The sequence below is a fragment of the Comamonas sp. 26 genome, from assembly GCF_002754475.1.
Taxonomy (GTDB): domain Bacteria; phylum Pseudomonadota; class Gammaproteobacteria; order Burkholderiales; family Burkholderiaceae_C; genus Comamonas.
Genome location: NZ_PEFL01000003.1, coordinates 493800 through 509077, shown reverse-complemented (window position 1 = coordinate 509077; position 15278 = coordinate 493800). Strand labels below are relative to the sequence as shown.

The window sequence follows — 15278 nt, the reverse complement described above, 5'->3', positions numbered from 1 at the left end:
ATCGGCGCAGCTCAATCCAGCTGCAACTTGGCGGTTTGAACCACCGTGCGCCAGCGAGCACGCTCGGCGTTGAAGAACTTGTCGGTTTCGGTGGGGGTCATCGTGATGACCTCGGCCCCCTGAGCGATCAGGCGCGCTCGGACTTCGGGCGAGCGGATGGCGCCGAGCAGCACTTGATGCACGCGCTGCACCACGGCTTCAGGCGTCTGGGCGGGCAGCACAACGCCTTGCCAGGTTCCAGAGGCAAAGCCCTGGGCGCCCTGCTCGGCCAGCGTGGGCACATCCGCAATCAGCGGCATGCGTGTGTTCTTGGAAATACCCAGCAGCTTGAGCTTGCCGCTTTGCACATGCGGGTAGGTGGCCAGCATGCCGTTCATCAGCACCTGGGTCTGGCCTGCCACGGTGTCTTGCACCGACTGCACACCGCCCTTGTAGGGCACATACACCCACTTGGCACCGGTCATGCGGGCCAGCTCCACCCCGGCCAGATGTGGCGCGCTGCCTGAAGCCGTCACGGCAAAGTTCAGATCCTGCTTCTTGGACAGCTCCACCAGCTCCTTCAGATTGCTGGCCTGAACCGATGGGTGCACCACCAGCATATGAGGCGAGTAGGCCAGCATGGCCGCGCCACGCAGCGCTTTGGAGGGATCAAAGCTGAGCTTGGTATAGATCGAGGGCGAGATGGCCAGCGCACCCAGATCGCACAGCAGCCAGGTATAGCCGTCGGCAGGCGCACGTGCGACGAATTCAGCGCCCAGATTGCCGTTGGCCCCGGGCTTGTTGTCGATCACCACGGTCTGCTTGAGCTCCTGCGAAATCAACTGCCCGATGGAGCGGGCAATGATGTCCGAGCTGCCGCCTGGAGGATAGGGCACGACCAGGCGAATGGGCTTGCTGGGCCAGGCATCGGCAGCCAGCAATGTGGAGGACAGCATGCCGCCAACCGCCAAGGTCAGCAGGGAGCGCAGAACGTGCGAGCGTCGGACCATGGTGAAATGTCTCCTTGTTGTGATCAGTCATCATACAACTTGAGTTTTTCCACTTTCAAGGCATTTTTACTAGGGGTAAACGAGAGATCATGCGCTTCGAGTGTGAAGAAGCACGATGCAAAACCGCATCAAATGCAGATGAACTGCTTATAAATAAAGCACTTGGCGCTATCTAAATTGATATGGACAGATTGATCCAGCCGCTGCAACTCAGGTCACAAGCCTGCAACCACATGGAAAAGGCAGTTGGCCTGCACATGGATGGTTGCGCTGAGCACAGACGTTGCCTCAACGCCCGTTGTACTCAGCACAGGCCATGCAGGCCCTATTCGCGGGACTGGCTCAGGCGCTGGGCCAGACGCAGGCGCTCGCGCGAATTGGTCAGGTGGATGCGCATTGCTGCGCGGGCCGAGTCCGCATCCTGGCGGGCGATGGCCGCATAGATCTCTTCATGCTCGCGGTTCACCCGGAGCAGGTAGTCCGGATCGCGAGCCGGTGTGTCCATGGAGGCAATGCGGTTACGTGGAATCAACAGCGTGCCGAAGTGCTGAAGGATGTCCTGAAAATACCGGTTGCCCGTGGCCTGCGCGATGCTGAGATGAAAAGCCAGATCATGGCTGACGGTGTCATGGCCCTGCGCAAAATGCAGCTCAAACGCTTGCAGGGCCTCGCTCATGACCCGCAGATGGGCTTCGCTGCGCCGCTGGGCGGCCAGGCCTGCAGCCTCGGTTTCCAGGCTGATGCGCAGCTCCAGTACGGCCAGCACATCCACAGATTCACTCAGCTCATGGGCGCTCAGCATGGGGCTCTGGCGCGCCGGAGCCGGCAGCACAAAAGTACCTATGCCATGGCGAGTTTCGACCAAGCCGCCGGCCTGCAGTTTGGACAAGGCCTCACGCACCACGGTGCGACTGACGTCGTAGTTGCGCACCAGTTCGGACTCGGTGGGCAGCTTCTCGCCTTCATTGAGCAAGCCCTGCCGAATCTTGTGCTCGAACTCTTCAGCCAGCAGATTCGCCAGGCTGCGGCTGCCGCGACTGGTCTTGCTACGCAACGCATACCCATCTGTCACCAGTATGGAAGCGGCAGATTGGGGTAATTCCGATGTCTGGGTGCTCATGGGTCTGATGATAATAGTTTTTAGTTGTACGACAACATACCACAAAGACCGCTTATTCCAGCTCCCCGGCAACACCCAGTCCGCCACTGACCTGACCACCACCTCAGTCCATCTCAAGATGAGCACTTCACACCAGATTCGCCATATCCGCATCACGCCCATTGCCTTCCGTGATCCGCCGCTGCTCAATGCGGCCGGCATCCACGAGCCCTGGGCGCTGCGCTCCATCATCGAGATCGAGACGGCCTCGGGCCTGGTCGGCATCAACGAAAGCTATGGCGATCTGCCCATGCTGGAGGCTCTGGCCAAGGTGGCTCCAGCCCTGGTCGGCCTGTCACCCTGGGCGCTCACCGAAATGGAAGTACGCGTTGCCGCTCTGGTGACGCCGCCCAGGCTGACGGCCTCGGAATTCCTGGGCCAGCAAGTGTCGCTGGCACCAGGCACCCATGTGTCCAAGACCGTGGCCAAGGTAGTCAGCGCCTTTGAGGTCGCCATGCTGGACCTGCAGGGCCAGATGGCGGGGGCGCCCATCGTGGACCTGCTGGGTGGCGCGGCGCGCGATCGCGTGCCGTTCTCGGCCTATCTGTTCTACAAGTACGCCGAGCACATCGACAAGCCGTATGCCGCCGATCCCTGGGGCGAAGCGCTGCAGCCGCAGCAACTGGTGGCTCAGGCCCGGCGCATGATCGACCAATACGGTTTTCAGAGCATCAAGCTCAAGGCCGGCACGCTACCGCCCGAGCAAGAAGCCGCAGGCATTCTGGCGCTGGCCGAGGCTTTCCCGGGCCTGCCGCTGCGTATCGACCCCAACGGTAACTGGACCGTGGAGACCAGCCTGAAGATCGTGCAGCAGCTGCGCGGCGTGCTCGAATATTACGAAGACCCGGCCCCCGGCCTGGATGGCATGGCCGCCGTGGCTCGCGAGTGCGAGGTGCCGCTGGCCACCAATATGGTGGTGACGGACTTTGCCGAATTCCGCCGCAACGCAGACATGGGCTGCCCCGTGAAAATCGTGCTCAGCGATCACCATTACTGGGGCGGGCTGCGCGCCACGCAGCGCCTGTCCACCTTGTGCCGCACCTTCGATCTGGGCTTGTCCATGCACAGCAACTCCCATCTGGGCGTGAGCCTTGTGGCCATGACGCATTTGTGCGCCAGCGTGCCCCTGCTGACCTATGCCTGCGACACCCACTACCCCTGGCAGGACGAAGAGGTGGTCGAAGGCGGCCGCCTGCAGTTCGAGCAAGGCAGCCTGCGCGTGCCCACCACGCCGGGCCTGGGCGTGACGCTGGACCGCGAAGCACTAGCCCGCCTGCACGACAACTATCTGCACTGCGGCATCCGCAACCGCGATGACCTGGGGCAGATGCGCAAATACGACCCGTCCTTCACGGGCAAGCAGCCCCGTTTCTAAACCCCTCATCTACAGCGCAAGAAGACGCTTTCGACCAACCGGAGACAACCACCATGCAACGCCGCACACTGATCCAACGCACTCTCGCCGCCAGCACCCTGCTGCTCGGCGCACCACTTGTCGCCACGCCCGCCATGGCACAGGGCAACTGGCCCTCGGGAAAGCCCATCATTTACATGGTGCCCTTTCCGCCCGGCGGCAATACAGACACCCTGGCGCGCGTGATTTCCCAGTCTCTAGGCAAAGCGCTAGGCACCTCGGTGGTCATAGAAAACAAGGGCGGAGCTGGTGGCAGCGTGGGCTCGGCCCTGGCCGCGCGCGCACCGGCCGACGGCTACACCATCCTGGGCGGCACCATCAGCTCGCATGCCATCAATGTGAGCCTTTATTCCAAGCTGGACTACGACCCCGTCAAGTCCTTCACGCCCGTGGCCATGCTGGGCTCGGGCCCCCTGGTCCTCGTGGTGCCGGCTTCCAGCCCCTACAAGACACTGGCCGACGTGCTGGCCGCCAGCAAGGCCAAGGCGGGCGCGGGCGGTTTGTCTTCGGCCTCGCCCGGCAGCGGTACCTCCAACCACATGGCACTGGAGCTGCTGGCCTACCAGACCGGTGTGAAATTCACGCATGTGCCCTACAAGGGCAGCGGCCCGGCCGTGCAGGACGTAATCGGCGGACAGGTTGACATGATGTTCGACACCGCGCTGGTCGTCGGTCCGCATATCCAGTCCGGCAAGCTGCGCCCCATCGCCGTGAGCAGTTCCAAGCGCCTGGAATCATTGCCCGATGTGCCCACCATTGCCGAGGCTGGTGAAAAAGGTTTCGACATGAGCTCCTGGCAGGCCGTGTTCGCACCCGCAGGAACGCCCAAGCCCGTCGTGGATCGCCTGCATGCCGAGATCATGAAGATCGTCGCCACCCCCGAAGTCCAGGCCCGTCTCAAGAACTTCGGCATGCTGCCTTCCAGCATGACGCCGGCCGAGCTGGCCGACTACCAGAAGGCCGAAGTGGCCAAGTGGGCCAAGGTGATCAAGGCAGCGGGAATTAAAGCGGAATGACCCCCTGAGGCGCTTTGCGCCTTCCCCCTTCTCGCTTCGCGGAGGGGGACGACACCTTCGGTACGGGGCGGCCCTTCCTCGGTGTCTCTGGTTTGGGGCTGCGCCAGTTGCCTAGCGGATGCGGCCCAAGGCTATGAAATAGAAAATTGAGACGAGATTGCCATGAGTACCCCTGCCCCACTTTCCATCAGCATGCACCCGTCCGACAACGTGGCCATCATCGCCAATGACGGCGGCCTGCCTGCCGGCACCGTACTGCCAAGCGGCCTGGTGCTGGTCGACAAAGTGCCGCAGGCCCACAAGGTGGCACTGGTGGACATTCCCGAGGGCGGTGTAATACGCCGCTACAACGTGGTCATAGGCTATGCGCTCAAGCCCATCCCGGCCGGCAGTTGGGTGCACGAACGCTTGCTGCAGATGCCTGAGGCGCGCTCGCTGGAGGGCCTGCCCATTGCCACGGTCAAGCCGCCCGAATTGTTGCCGCTTGAGGGTTACACCTTCGAGGGCTACCGCAATGCCGACGGCACGGTGGGGACGCGCAACATCTTGGCCATCACCACCACGGTGCAATGCGTGGCAGGTGTGCTCGACTTTGCTGTGAGCCGCATCAAGGCCGAGTTGCTGCCGCGCTACCCGAACGTCGATGACGTAGTCGGCCTGGAACACAGCTACGGCTGCGGCGTGGCCATCGATGCCGTGGGCGCCGAGATACCGCAGCGCACCTTGCGCAACATCAGCCACAACCCGAATTTTGGCGGCGAGGTGATGGTGGTCAGCCTGGGTTGTGAGAAGCTGCAGCCAGAGCGCCTGCTGCCGCCGGGCAGTTTTCCCATCGTCGATAAACGCGAACCAGAGCTGGATGTGGTCTGCCTGCAGGACGAGGCCTATGTGGGCTTTATGTCCATGATCGACTCCATCATGGAACGTGCCAAGGCCCATCTGGAGCGCCTCAATGCGCGCCAGCGCGAGACCGTGCCTGCCAGCACACTGGTCGTGGGTGTGCAATGCGGCGGCAGCGATGCCTTCAGCGGCGTCACGGCCAACCCGGCCGTGGGTTTTTGCACCGACTTGCTGGTGCGCGCTGGTGCCACCGTGATGTTCAGCGAGGTGACCGAGGTGCGCGATGGGATTGACCAACTGACCTCGCGCGCATCCACCTCCGAAGTGGCAGAGGCCATGATCGAAGAGATGGCCTGGTATGACGCCTATCTCGACAAGGGCAAGGTGGACCGCAGCGCCAACACCACGCCGGGCAACAAAAAAGGCGGCCTATCCAACATTGTCGAAAAAGCCATGGGCTCCATCATCAAGAGCGGCACGGCCCCCATCACGGGCGTGTTGTCGCCGGGCCAGCGTCTGGCAGATCGTGGCATAGCGCGCGGCCTAGTCTATGCAGCCACACCTGCCAGCGACTTTATCTGCGGCACCCTGCAACTGGCGGCGGGCATGAATCTGCATGTCTTCACCACGGGCCGGGGCACGCCTTACGGTCTGGCTCAGGTGCCGGTGATCAAGGTCGCCACGCGCAGTGACCTGGCGCGGCGCTGGCATGACCTGATGGATGTGAACGCCGGACGCATCGCCGACGGCCAAGCCACCATCGAAGAGATAGGCTGGGAAATGTTCAGACTGATGCTGGATGTGGCCAGCGGCAGAAAAAAAACCTGGGCCGAGCAGTGGAAGCTGCACAACGCCCTGGTGCTGTTCAACCCCGCGCCGGTGACCTGAGGTCAAACAAATCACGCTTCTGAATCTGTAGCACCTCACGCAATTCCTTCCTTGGCTACAGCCCAAAATCATTAAAAACGCTGCCTTGGCAGCGTTTTTAATGGGCGCTTCAGCCTAGCTACGATCAGGCCTGCATGGAGCCCGTCTGCAGGTAGCGCTGATGCCAGGCATAGGCCTCGCCCAGCAGATGCGGCGTGTGCTTTCCTGGCGCATCGCGCAGAGCGCGCTCCAGGTAGTCCGTCATAGCTTCCTTGTAGCTGGGGTGCACGCATTTTTCGATGATGAGGCGCGCCCGCTGCACAGGGGCCAGACCGCGCAGGTCAGCAAGGCCTTGCTCGGTCACCACAATCTGCACATCGTGCTCGGTGTGATCGACGTGGGACACCATGGGCACGATGCAGCTGATCTTGCCGCCCTTGGCCGTCGATGGCGTCATAAAAATGGACAGATAGGCGTTGCGCGCAAAGTCGCCGCTGCCGCCAATGCCGTTCATGATGGACGAGCCCATGACATGCGTGCTGTTCACATTGCCATACATATCGGCTTCGATCAGCGCGTTCATGGAGATCAAACCCATGCGGCGAATCAGCTCGGGGTGGTTCGAGATCTCCTGCGGGCGCAGCATGATGCGCTGACGGTAGAACTCGATATTGGCCAGGAAACGCTCCATGGCCTCGGGACTGAGCGCCAGAGAGGTGGTGGATGCGGTAGCCAGCTTGCCGGACTCCAGCATGTCCAGCATGCCGTCTTGCAGCACTTCGGTGTAGGCGTTCAGGTGGTCGAATGGCCCCTTGTTCAGGCCAGCCAGCACGGCGTTGGCAATATTGCCCACGCCAGACTGCAGCGGCAGCAACTCAGGCGGCAAGCGGCCCACCTTCACCTCGTTCTGCAGAAAATCGATGATGTTTTCGGCAATGCGCTGCGAATCCACATCGGGCGGCGTAAAGGCCGCCAGCTTGTCGCGCTGCTGCGTGGGCACCACGGCAATCACTTTGCTCAGATCGCAGTGCAGATACGGGTCGCCAATGCGGTCAAACGGGTGCTCCATAGGGATGGGCTTGCGCTTGGGCGGCACGGCAGCGCCGTAGTAGATGTCGTGCATGCCTTCCAGCTCGGCGGGCTGGGCGCTGTTGACTTCCAGAATGATCTTGTCGGCCTGCTCCAGCCAGGTCTTGTTATTGCCCACCGAGGTGGATGGAATCAGGCGGCCATCGGGCAAGATGCCAGCGACCTCAATCACTGCCACATCGAGGTGACCGAGGAAGCCAAACCACACGTACTGCGCCACGTGGGACAGATGAATGTCCACGTACTGCATGCGCCCGTCATTGATTTCTTTGCGCACCGTAGGGTCGGACTGGTAAGGCAGGCGGCGCTCGATGCCGTGCACCTTGGCCAGCGCACCATCGAGCTCAGCCGAGGTGGATGCCCCCGTCCACAGGCTGATACGGAAATTGCCGCCGTTGGCATTCTGCGCTTCGATCCTGCGCGCCAGCGCCTGAGGCACGGACTTGGGGGCACCCGCTGGTGTGAAGCCGCTCATGCCCAATGTCATGCCAGACTCGATCAGGCTGGCCGCTTCATCGGCGGTCATGATACGTTCACGTAGCGCAGGGCAAAGCACGCGATCAGCTGGGGAGGCTTGGGTGAATGTGGTGTGCATGGAGTTGTGTCTCATCGCCTCGCCCATTGCTGGCTGGCGTTTTTTGTTTCTACTAGGTTGCAATTTGATTGATGCAGACCCGGATTGAACTACAACAGACGGCCGTGCGCCAGCGTAGGCGACTAGCGTAAACACCGATGCGTTTTCGGCAAAAAATCGAATGCAAATTTTTCGATATTCAAAAATGTGAGCACATTTCTCAATAAGAAAAAGAACTACACCTGAGAAAAGTATTAACTACTTGCCACATCAATCACATTGCATGGAAAGTATTGAATGCAAAAAATTGCATCCATGCGCCCCAGCAGACATAGGCTGACACAGGTATCCACTCTCGACACCCAGAATTCATCCCATGGCTTATGAAACCTCCGGCAGAAAGCACTGGCTGCAACGCCTGACCAGCGCGCTGCAGCCGCTGATCGATTCCGTACAGCTCTGGCTGCAGGCCGATGGTCTGCGCATGAGCGCCGCCATGTCGTTCTACGGCATGCTCAGTCTGGCCCCTCTGCTACTGGCCGTGGTCGGTCTACTGGGCTGGTGGATGGACCGCAGCTATGTAGAAAGCACACTCATCAGTCAGGTGCAAAACGTGGTCGGGGAGCGGGCGGCGCAGGTTATCAAGGGCGCGCTCTCCAGTGCCCAGAACTCCAGTCAAGGCTCGCTGGCATCCATTCTTGGACTGGTGATGATGCTCTCGGGTGCCACCGGCGTATTTGTGGAGCTGCAGGCATCGCTGGACAAGCTCTGGTCCATGGGCGAAGAACCCCGCCCGCAAGATAACAGGCCATGGTGGGGCATGGCCATCTCGCGCCTGTGGGGGCTCAGCTATGTGGTGGGTCTGGGCTTTTTGCTGCTGGTGTCCATGGTGCTGTCCACCGCCATTCAGATGATTACCACCTGGGCCAACGATGCACTGCAACTGGTTCCGCTGGGCCCGCTGATGGGCGTCATCAATGAGAGCCTTTCGTTTGGCATTGCCGTGCTGCTGTTCTGGGGGCTGATGCGCATGGGCACGGGCATCAAGCCTGCCACCCGGTACCTGCTGCTGGGCTCGCTGATGGGCGCAGCCCTGTTCACCATCACCAAGCAGGCGCTGGCCTGGTACCTGTCCACCGCCGCCGTGGTCTCGGCCTATGGCGCGGCAGGTTCTCTGGTGGTGGTGCTGATGTGGTTTTATGTCACCTCGGCCATCCTGCTGTTTTCAGCCGCCACGGCCAAGGCCTGCAACAAGGCCAGCGTGAAGATCCGCATGCCGTTCGCTCCACGTCGCAGGTCAGGGCAGGCCCCGCTCATGGATGTGAGCAATCTGCCTGACAACGCCGGGGAGAATATATAAACTGGCTACCAGCGCTTATCTAGATTGGGACATGCGCTATCAATTTATATAAATGACTCACTAACAAAAAAGGCCTGCAGATGCAGGCCTTTTGCTTGGGGAAAGCGGAACTTACTTTTCCACAAACGCACGCTCAACGACGAAGTCGCCGGGCGTAGTGGTGTTGCCTTCCTTGAAGCCGCGGTGCTCCAGCAGCTCCTTGAGTTCGGCCAACATGGCGGGGCTGCCGCACAGCATGACGCGATCGGTCTCGGGGTTCAGATCAGGCAGGCCCAGGTTTTGCGGGAAGGTGCCGTTGTTGATCTGCGTTGAGATACGACCCTGGTTACGGAAAGGCTCGCGCGTCACCGTAGGGTAGTAGTGCAGCTTGCCCTTGACGATCTCGCCCAGGAACTCGTGCTCGGGCAGTTCCTTCTCAAACAGCTCCTGGTAGGCCAGCTCTTCGACCTGGCGCACGCCGTGCACCACGACCACGTTGTCAAAACGCTCGTAGGTCTCGGGATCACGGGCCACGGCCAGCCAGGGTGCCAGGCCGGTTCCGGTGCCGATCAGGTACAGGTTCTTGCCGGGCAGCAGATAGTCGATCAGCAGCGTGCCTGTGGGCTTTTTACCCACGATGACGGTGTCGCCTACCTGGATGTTTTGCAGCTTGGAGGTCAGGGGGCCTTCAGGCACCTTGATCGACAGAAACTCCAGATGCTCTTCGTAGTTAGGGCTGGCAATGGAGTAAGCGCGCAGCAGGTTTTTGCCGTCGACCTTCAGTCCAATCATGGTGAAGTGGCCGTTGGAGAAGCGCAGCGATGTGTCGCGGGTTGTCGTGAAGGAGAAAAGACGGTCGGTCCAGTGGTGAACCGACAGCACGCGTTCTTCGAGAAAAGCACTCATGGTCGTCTACACAAAAATATGAATTCGGGACAAACAATGCCCGCTGTTGCTGGGATGCCCGGCAGGTATGCCATGAAGACATGCGGTGGCGAACGCTGCGTGCAGAGTGAACTGCCTAACAGCTGCGGCTGCCGATTGCCAAGCGGGACAAGACCTATATTGTCGGATAAATGGCAGCAAACAGGTACATTGCGCTTCAATGTCTTGATACTGATTAGTGATAAGGAGAATGACGATGCGGTTTCTTATGACTTTGCGTTTTAGCGCAGTGGCTCCCGCTATGGCATTGGCCGCCGCGCCCGTGTGGGCCCAGGGGGTCATCAAGATCGGGGAAATCAACAGCTACAAGGCCCAGCCCGCGTTTCTGGAACCCTACAAAAAAGGCATGGAGCTGGCCGTGGAGCAGGTCAACGCCGCAGGCGGTGTGGGCGGCAAAAAGCTGCAGCTGATTGTGCGTGATGACAACGCCACCCCCGGTGATGCCGTGAGGGCCGCCGAGGAGCTGTACACCCGCGAGAAGATTGACGTGCTGACCGGCAGCTTTCTCTCGCATGTGGGTCTGGCGCTGACGGATTACGCCAAGCAGAAAAAGCGCTTCTTCCTTGCCTCCGAGCCGCTGACTGACAAAATCGTCTGGGCCGACGGCAATCACTACACCTACCGTCTGCGCGGCTCCACCTATATGCAGACCGCCATGCTGGTGGAAGAAGCCCTCAAGCTCAAGAAAAAGCGCTGGGCCATCGTCTACCCCAACTACGAATACGGCCAATCCGCCATCGCCACCTTCAAGACACTGATGAAGGCCAAGCAGCCCGATATCGAGTTTGTGGCCGAGCAAGCCCCTGCGCTGGGCAAGATTGATGCCGGCTCCGTCGTACAGGCCTTGGCCGACTCCAAGCCAGAAGCCATCTTCAACGTACTGTTTGCCACCGATCTGGGCAAGTTTGTACGCGAAGGCAATACCCGCGGTCTGTTCAAAGGCCGCGAGGTGGTGGGTCTGCTGACGGCTGAACCCGAATATCTGGACCCGCTCAAGAAAGAAGCACCGCTAGGCTGGACCGTGACTGGCTACCCCTGGTACTCCATCAAGACACCCGAGCACGCCGCGTTTCTGAAAGCCTATCAGGCCAAGTACAAGGACTACCCGCGTCTGGGCACCATCGTGGGCTACAACGCCATCCAGTCGATTGCGGCAGGCCTGCGCAAGACCGGCGGCGATGCCGATACCGAAAAGCTGATTGCCGCCTTCAAGGGACTGGAAGTCTCCACCCCCTTCGGCCCCATCACCTATCGTGCGCAAGACAACCAGTCCACCATGGGTGCCTACATCGGCAAGACCGCCTATGACGAAAAGCTCAAGCGCGGTGTGCTGGTCAGCTACCGCTATGCCGACGGCAAAAACTACCAGCCCAGCGATGAAGAAGTGAAGAAGCTGCGCCCCGCAACGGCGAACTGATTACGCTTGGGCGAAAATACCGGGCCACCTGCAATCACGCAGGTGGCTTTTTTCATCTCTGAAATCACGATGTCGAGCTTCAGGAGCTACGCAGCATGAGTGCATCCGGCCTGTTGGCCCAGTTGTTGAACGGTCTGGCCAGCGCATCGTCGCTGTTTTTGGTGTCTGTGGGTTTGTCGCTGATTTTTGGCGTCACCCGCACCATCAACTTTGCCCACGGCTCGTTCTACATGCTGGGCGCCTTCATCGCGTACAGCAGCGTGGATGTACTCTCGCCCCATATCGGCTTCTGGCCCGCGCTGCTGCTGGCTCCGCTGGCCTGCGCCCTGCTGGGTGCGCTCACCGAAATGCTGTTGCTGCGTCGCATCTATCAAGCGCCCGAGCTGTTCCAGCTGCTGGCCACGTTTGCGCTGGTGCTGGTCATCAAAGATGCATCGCTGTGGCTGTGGGGGCCTGAAGAGCTGTTCGGCCCGCGTGCGCAGGGCATGGAAAGCTCCGTTGAAATTCTGAGCCGCCAGTTCCCTACCTACGATCTATTTTTGATAGCTGTTGGCCCTTGCGTATTGGTAGGCCTGACGCTTTTACTCACTAAAACCCGCTTTGGCACGCTGGTGCGCGCCGCCACGCAAGACCGAGAAATGGTGGGCGCTTTAGGTGTCAATCAGGCGTGGTTGTTTACCGCCGTTTTTGCGCTGGGCACGCTGCTGGCAGGCCTTGCTGGCGCGCTGCAACTTCCGCGCGAGCCCGCCAGTCTTGAGATGGACATGACCACGATTGGCGCGGCCTTTGTGATCGTGGTGGTAGGCGGCATGGGCAGCATTCCCGGCGCCTTCATCGCCGCGCTGCTGGTGGCTGAACTCAAAGCGGTGTGCATCTGGCTGGGAGTGCAGGAGATTGCGGGGGTGGAGATTTCATTCTCCAAGCTCACGCTGGTGGTGGAATTTCTCGCCATGGCCGTGGTGCTGATCTGGCGGCCCTGGGGTCTGCTGGGCAAGCCACAAGCCCTTGCCCGCAGCGGCGGCCAGCCCGAGCAACCGCTGCGCTACGCAGGCCGTGGCGCATCTGCCGCATGGCTGGCCCTACTGGCGGCACTGGTGCTGCTGCCGCTGGCCTTTGGCAGCGAAGCCAGCTACACCACCGTACTGCTGACAGACATCTTTATCGCCGCACTGTTTGCGGCCAGCTTGCACTTCATACTCGGCCCCGGCGGCATGCACTCGTTTGGCCATGCGGCCTACTTCGGGCTGGGGGCCTATGGCGCGGCACTGCTGGTGCGCCAGCTCAACCTGCCCATGGAAGCCGCGCTGCTGCTGGGCCCGCTGGTGGCCGCTGCCGGTGCCCTGCTCTATGGCTGGTTCTGCGTGCGCCTGTCGGGCGTGTACCTGACCATGCTGACACTGGCCTTTGCCCAGATCAGCTGGGCCATCGTCTTTCAGTGGGATGACTTCACGGGCGGCAGCAATGGCGTGACGGGCATCTGGCCCCCTGAATGGGCATCGCAAGGCGCAGCGTTTTACTGGCTGGCTTTGGGCGTGTGCGCAATCGGTCTGTACCTGCTGCGCCGCATCCTGTTCTCACCACTGGGTTACGCACTGCGCGCCACGCGAGATTCAGCCCTGCGCGCAGACGCCATTGGTATCGACGTGCGCCGCGTACAGTGGACAGCGTTTGTCATCTCCGGCCTGTTTGCAGGCCTTGCGGGCGCGCTGTTCGCCTTCAACAAGGGCGGCGTGGCGCCTGACTCCATGTCCGTCACCAAGTCGGTCGATGGTCTGGTCATGGTGCTGCTGGGCGGCGTGCAGACTCTGGCTGGCCCCGTGGTGGGCGCAGCGGCCTTCACCTGGCTGCAAGACACCGTGGCCCGCAACACCGAATACTGGCGCGCGCTGATGGGCGCGACCATGCTGGTGCTGGTGCTGCTGGCACCACAGGGGATTGCGGGTTATGCGCAGGCTCTGTGGGCGCGAATAGCGCCTAAAAACAAAGCAGAGATCGCACCATGAGCCTGCTGCAAATCCATAACATCAGCAAATCCTTTGGCGGCGTGAAAGCCGTGCAAAACGTCTCGTTCAGCCTGCAAGCCGGTGAGTTGCTGGCACTGATCGGCCCCAACGGCGCGGGCAAGAGCACCACGTTCAACATGGTGGGCGGGCAACTTGCGCCTGACAGCGGCGCGGCACTGCTGAACGGCCAGCCCATCACCGGCCTGCCACCACGCACCATCTGGCGTCGAGGGGTGGGCCGTACGTTCCAGATTGCGCAGACGTTTACCTCGCTCACTGTCGCAGAAAACGTGCAGATGGCACTGCTGTCAGCAGACCGAAAAATCTTCAGCTGGTGGCCCCGCGCCGCCAGCCACCGCCGCGCTGAGGCGCTGGCCCTGCTAGAGCAAGTGGGTATGACGGCACAGGCCGACCGCCCTTGCAGCGCGCTTGCATACGGCGATGTAAAGCGGGTGGAGCTGGCCATGGCGCTGGCCCATGCGCCCCAGTTGCTGCTGATGGATGAACCCACCGCCGGCATGGCCCCCGGCGAGCGCGTTGCCCTGATGCAGCTGGCCCGCCACATTGCACAAGAGCGGCAGATGGGTGTGCTGTTTACCGAGCACAGCATGGACGTAGTGTTCGGCCAGGCCGACCGCGTGGCCGTGCTGGTACGTGGCCAGTTACTGGCGGAAGGCACGCCCCAAGCTATTCGCGCTGACGAGCGTGTGCAACAGGCTTATCTGGGTACAGGCCTCGTACTGGAAAAGCAAAAATGAATCAAATACATAGCAGCCAGCGCTTGACAGGAAAGGGGCAGAGACAGAAATTGCTTGAAGTTCAGCACCTCAACGCCTGGTATGGTGCCGCCCATATCCTGCACGGCGTGAGCCTGAATGTGGGCCGAGGCGAAGTCGTGGCCCTGATGGGCCGCAACGGCGCGGGCAAATCCACCACACTCAAAAGCATTGCCGCACTGGTTCCGCGCCGCGAGGGGCAGATGGACTTCATGGGCGAATCGATTGCGAAAAAAGCCTCGCATCAGATCGCCCAGCGCGGCTTGGGCTATGTCCCCGAAGACCGCCGCATTTTTACCGAACTGACGGTGCTGGAGAACCTCGAAGTCGGCCGCCAGAAGCAGCGCCAGTGGCCTGATGGCACTGCCGTGCCGCACTGGACGCCCGAGAAGCTGTTCACGCTTTTCCCCAATCTGGGCGAAATGCCGGATCGCCTTGGCGGGCGCATGAGCGGTGGCGAGCAGCAGATGCTGAGCGTGGCCCGCACGCTAATGGGCCAGCCTTATCTGGTGCTGCTCGATGAACCCTCTGAAGGCGTGGCCCCACTGATCGTCGAGCAGATGGCCCGCACCATTCTGGAGCTGAAAGCGCAGGGCATTGGCATCTTGCTCAGCGAGCAAAACCTGCCGTTCGCCGAAGTCGTGGCCGACCGCGCCTATGTACTGGAGAAGGGGCAGATCGTGCACCAGGCCAGCATGGCCGAGCTGTCTGCCGATGCCGCAGTGCGCAAGCTATATCTGGGCGTGTAAGCGCTGCTGTCAGACAGGTTCGAGCTTCTCAAAATTCGCAAAAAGTGCCCCTTTTCTTAATGGTCAAACACCATGAAGTCACTTCATTGCTGATGATTAGG

General features: G+C 61.0%; 12 protein-coding genes. 8 read left to right on the top strand and 4 right to left on the bottom strand.

All coding sequences use genetic code 11. The features are described from left to right. Positions 1 to 11 precede the first annotated feature (11 nt). The gene (locus CLU84_RS20450; RefSeq protein ID WP_099739831.1) at positions 12 to 989 is read right to left on the bottom strand and encodes a tripartite tricarboxylate transporter substrate binding protein; all 978 of its coding nucleotides are present in this window, start codon (positions 987 to 989) and stop codon (positions 12 to 14) included. A gap of 325 nt (positions 990 to 1314) precedes the next feature. Continuing rightward, positions 1315 to 2109: a FadR/GntR family transcriptional regulator gene (locus CLU84_RS20445; RefSeq protein WP_369826891.1), complete on the bottom strand. Its 795-nt coding sequence runs from the start codon at positions 2107 to 2109 to the stop codon at positions 1315 to 1317. 118 nt (positions 2110 to 2227) lie between these two features. Here CLU84_RS20445 and CLU84_RS20440 point away from each other — a divergent pair, with 118 nt between their 5' ends. The 3 genes from CLU84_RS20440 (at position 2228) to garD (ending at position 6306) form a co-directional block, all read left to right on the top strand. Then, positions 2228 to 3523: a glucarate dehydratase family protein gene (locus CLU84_RS20440; RefSeq protein ID WP_099739830.1), complete on the top strand. Its 1296-nt coding sequence runs from the start codon at positions 2228 to 2230 to the stop codon at positions 3521 to 3523. 53 nt (positions 3524 to 3576) lie between these two features. Beyond that, positions 3577 to 4578, top strand: coding sequence for a tripartite tricarboxylate transporter substrate binding protein (locus tag CLU84_RS20435; protein WP_099739829.1), 1002 nt, complete (start codon positions 3577 to 3579; stop codon positions 4576 to 4578). Positions 4579 to 4740: 162 nt separating this feature from the next. Continuing rightward, the gene (gene garD, locus CLU84_RS20430) at positions 4741 to 6306 is read left to right on the top strand and encodes a galactarate dehydratase (RefSeq protein WP_099739828.1); all 1566 of its coding nucleotides are present in this window, start codon (positions 4741 to 4743) and stop codon (positions 6304 to 6306) included. Positions 6307 to 6430: 124 nt separating this feature from the next. On the opposite strand, the gene CLU84_RS20425 is transcribed toward garD, so the two are convergent. Further along, positions 6431 to 7969 carry an acetyl-CoA hydrolase/transferase family protein gene (locus CLU84_RS20425; protein ID WP_099739827.1) on the bottom strand — a complete coding sequence of 513 codons (1539 nt, stop codon included), beginning with the start codon at positions 7967 to 7969 and terminating at the stop codon, positions 6431 to 6433. A gap of 355 nt (positions 7970 to 8324) precedes the next feature. Here CLU84_RS20425 and CLU84_RS20420 point away from each other — a divergent pair, with 355 nt between their 5' ends. Then, complete coding sequence (locus tag CLU84_RS20420; RefSeq protein ID WP_099739826.1) at positions 8325 to 9308, top strand: YihY/virulence factor BrkB family protein; 984 nt, start codon at positions 8325 to 8327, stop codon at positions 9306 to 9308. 111 nt (positions 9309 to 9419) lie between these two features. On the opposite strand, the gene CLU84_RS20415 is transcribed toward CLU84_RS20420, so the two are convergent. Further along, positions 9420 to 10193 (bottom strand): ferredoxin--NADP reductase, encoded by a 774-nt coding sequence (locus CLU84_RS20415; protein ID WP_099739825.1) that lies wholly within the window; start codon positions 10191 to 10193, stop codon positions 9420 to 9422. A gap of 247 nt (positions 10194 to 10440) precedes the next feature. On the opposite strand from CLU84_RS20415, the gene CLU84_RS20410 reads away from it, so the two are divergent. The 4 genes from CLU84_RS20410 (at position 10441) to CLU84_RS20395 (ending at position 15177) form a co-directional block, all read left to right on the top strand. Further along, positions 10441 to 11649, top strand: coding sequence for an ABC transporter substrate-binding protein (locus tag CLU84_RS20410; protein WP_099739824.1), 1209 nt, complete (start codon positions 10441 to 10443; stop codon positions 11647 to 11649). Between the two features lie 95 nt (positions 11650 to 11744). Further along, positions 11745 to 13652, top strand: coding sequence for an ABC transporter permease (locus tag CLU84_RS20405; protein WP_099739823.1), 1908 nt, complete (start codon positions 11745 to 11747; stop codon positions 13650 to 13652). Continuing rightward, entirely contained in the window at positions 13649 to 14410 is a 762-nt protein-coding gene (locus tag CLU84_RS20400; RefSeq protein WP_099739822.1) for an ABC transporter ATP-binding protein, read from the top strand. Before CLU84_RS20405 ends, CLU84_RS20400 begins: the two co-directional genes overlap by 4 nt. Further along, the gene (locus CLU84_RS20395) at positions 14407 to 15177 is read left to right on the top strand and encodes an ABC transporter ATP-binding protein (protein ID WP_099739821.1); all 771 of its coding nucleotides are present in this window, start codon (positions 14407 to 14409) and stop codon (positions 15175 to 15177) included. Before CLU84_RS20400 ends, CLU84_RS20395 begins: the two co-directional genes overlap by 4 nt. Positions 15178 to 15278 lie beyond the last annotated feature (101 nt).

Coding starts and splice junctions, on each gene's coding strand:
- CLU84_RS20440 (WP_099739830.1), top strand. CDS start 2,228: ATGAGCACTTCACACCAGATTCGCCATATCCGCATCACGCCCATTGCC.
- CLU84_RS20450 (WP_099739831.1), bottom strand. CDS start 989: ATGGTCCGACGCTCGCACGTTCTGCGCTCCCTGCTGACCTTGGCGGTT.
- CLU84_RS20420 (WP_099739826.1), top strand. CDS start 8,325: ATGGCTTATGAAACCTCCGGCAGAAAGCACTGGCTGCAACGCCTGACC.
- CLU84_RS20415 (WP_099739825.1), bottom strand. CDS start 10,193: ATGAGTGCTTTTCTCGAAGAACGCGTGCTGTCGGTTCACCACTGGACC.
- CLU84_RS20395 (WP_099739821.1), top strand. CDS start 14,407: ATGAATCAAATACATAGCAGCCAGCGCTTGACAGGAAAGGGGCAGAGA.
- CLU84_RS20405 (WP_099739823.1), top strand. CDS start 11,745: ATGAGTGCATCCGGCCTGTTGGCCCAGTTGTTGAACGGTCTGGCCAGC.
- garD (WP_099739828.1), top strand. CDS start 4,741: ATGAGTACCCCTGCCCCACTTTCCATCAGCATGCACCCGTCCGACAAC.
- CLU84_RS20435 (WP_099739829.1), top strand. CDS start 3,577: ATGCAACGCCGCACACTGATCCAACGCACTCTCGCCGCCAGCACCCTG.
- CLU84_RS20445 (WP_369826891.1), bottom strand. CDS start 2,109: ATGAGCACCCAGACATCGGAATTACCCCAATCTGCCGCTTCCATACTG.
- CLU84_RS20400 (WP_099739822.1), top strand. CDS start 13,649: ATGAGCCTGCTGCAAATCCATAACATCAGCAAATCCTTTGGCGGCGTG.
- CLU84_RS20410 (WP_099739824.1), top strand. CDS start 10,441: ATGACTTTGCGTTTTAGCGCAGTGGCTCCCGCTATGGCATTGGCCGCC.
- CLU84_RS20425 (WP_099739827.1), bottom strand. CDS start 7,969: ATGCACACCACATTCACCCAAGCCTCCCCAGCTGATCGCGTGCTTTGC.